The following is a 1,833-nucleotide window of genomic DNA, read 5'->3' on the forward strand; positions in this document are numbered from 1 at the left end:
CTCAGATAAATTTCTTTTTTAAGACAAACAAGGGCATTTGACTTCGTCGAATCTTCGATTTCATTTAATAAAGAAATACAAGAGTTTGGATACAAAGTGTTTAAAAATGTCTTCAAATTGCACAACGGGTTAGAATTAATTTCTTACAAACTGTTTTCAGATTTTTGAAAACAGTTTTTTTATTTAATAATTTTTTTTGCCAATTTCGTCGATCGTATAGTAATTTCCGATGCCTTTAGGATTGTCTCCGTATCGGTTGCTGCCACGATTGCTATCTACAAAAATCATTGCGATAACAAAAAACGGAATAAACTGAAACCAGCCACTTACTCCGATATCGTGACATCTTTTTGCTCCCTGAATCACTCTGAAAATGATACCGGCAAGCCAAACAACAACTGCAATGACGATAAAAAAATCAATCTTGGTAAGAGCAAACAAAAAAACCGTGAAAAAGACGGCAGCTACATGTATTAAAATAGATAAGGCAAATTCTGTTCTTCTGATTCTTCCTTCAGTTGAAAATACGTTTTGAAACATGGTTTTATTTTTGAAGAGTAAAAGTATCATTTATTTTCAAAAAATATTATCTTTAACTAAAGATTACGATGTATGCAGAAGGCGATTTACAATAAAAATGATTTGCGGATTTTTGTGAGAGACATGATCTCTGGAAAAGTAAAAACGTTAGAGTTTTATTTAAATTTTACGCTGGAAGCAAGTCGCGAAGTGAAAAAAACTTCAAAATACGATTCTATTCGTGAAGAAATGCAGGACGAAATTTACCATTTAGACAAACAGATGGCTAACTTAAAAAGCATGCAGCAACAAATGAAGAAAGTTTTAAATTCTGATTCTGAACGTGCTAAGTTAGGCTCACTGGTTATTACCAATAAAGCAAGGTTTTATATTTCAGTTTCTTTGGGTGAATTTTTCTTTGAAGGTGACCGATTCTATGCTATTTCTCCCGAAAGTCCGATGGCTCAAAAAATAATGGGTATGAAAGCGGGTGAAGAATTCACGTTGAATAAAATTCATCAGAAGATTGAAGCGATTCTTTAGAAGTTATAAGTTATAAGTTATGAATGATGAGTTTTGCAACTTATCATTTTTACGCAGAAATTATCTAAATTTTTAATAACAAAAAACTATCACCCATCAACAACCATCCATCAACTTTTCCGTAATTTTGTCTGCATGAATAAAGCAGAAGTCTTAAAAGATATTATAGAACAAAGAAGAAGCATCTTCCCAAAAGATTATAACGAAACAGAAATCTCTCAGGAAATCATCGATGAAATTCTTCATTCGGCAACATTGGCTCCCAATCATAAGCGTACAAAACCTTGGCGTTTTAAAGTTTTTAAAGGGGAAGAAAAAGCAAATTTGGCTGTAGAAATGCAGGGAATTTACAAATCAGTTACCGCTCCGCAAGTTTTTTTAGAAAAGAAATATCAGGATATTGGTTTTAAAATCAATAAAGCAGATGCTGTGGTTTCCATTATTGTTAATTTCAGCGGAATGGTTCCTGAATGGGAAGAAATTGCTGCAGTTTCTATGGCTGTACAAAACATGTACCTTACCTGTACTGCAAATGGAGTGGGATGCTACTGGAGTTCCCCAAAAATTGTTGATAACCTGAAAGATTCTTTAACTATTGAAGAAAATCAGAAGTGTCTTGGGGTGTTTTACATGGGAAATATTGATTAGTTCAATGTAACAATATAGCGATGTAACAGTTTACCGATTTTGATGATAGGAGAAGCAGTGAACTACAAACAAATTTTCTAGCCCTGATGTTCTATGTTAATATGCAAATTCTTTAGGTTAAAA

3 protein-coding genes are annotated in these 1,833 nt (G+C 33.0%); 2 read left to right on the top strand and 1 reads right to left on the bottom strand.

Annotation, left to right across the window (positions count from 1 at the left end; all coding sequences use genetic code 11):
- Window positions 1–183 precede the first annotated feature (183 nt).
- Window positions 184–540: a DUF805 domain-containing protein gene (locus OEW74_RS19305; protein WP_265430033.1), complete on the bottom strand. Its 357-nt coding sequence runs from the start codon at window positions 538–540 to the stop codon at window positions 184–186.
- Window positions 541–612: 72 nt separating this feature from the next.
- Between OEW74_RS19305 and OEW74_RS19310 the strand changes: the two genes are divergently transcribed.
- On the top strand, window positions 613–1,062 hold the full coding sequence (locus tag OEW74_RS19310; protein WP_219243620.1) for a GreA/GreB family elongation factor: 450 nt from the start codon (window positions 613–615) through the stop codon (window positions 1,060–1,062).
- Between the two features lie 135 nt (window positions 1,063–1,197).
- The gene (locus OEW74_RS19315) at window positions 1,198–1,710 is read left to right on the top strand and encodes a nitroreductase (RefSeq protein WP_265430035.1); all 513 of its coding nucleotides are present in this window, start codon (window positions 1,198–1,200) and stop codon (window positions 1,708–1,710) included.
- The last annotated feature ends 123 nt before the right edge of the window (window positions 1,711–1,833 follow it).

This window comes from Chryseobacterium sp. YIM B08800 (genome assembly GCF_026163565.1).
Lineage (GTDB): Bacteria > Bacteroidota > Bacteroidia > Flavobacteriales > Weeksellaceae > Chryseobacterium.

Coding starts and splice junctions, on each gene's coding strand:
- OEW74_RS19305 (WP_265430033.1), bottom strand. CDS start 540: ATGTTTCAAAACGTATTTTCAACTGAAGGAAGAATCAGAAGAACAGAA.
- OEW74_RS19310 (WP_219243620.1), top strand. CDS start 613: ATGCAGAAGGCGATTTACAATAAAAATGATTTGCGGATTTTTGTGAGA.
- OEW74_RS19315 (WP_265430035.1), top strand. CDS start 1,198: ATGAATAAAGCAGAAGTCTTAAAAGATATTATAGAACAAAGAAGAAGC.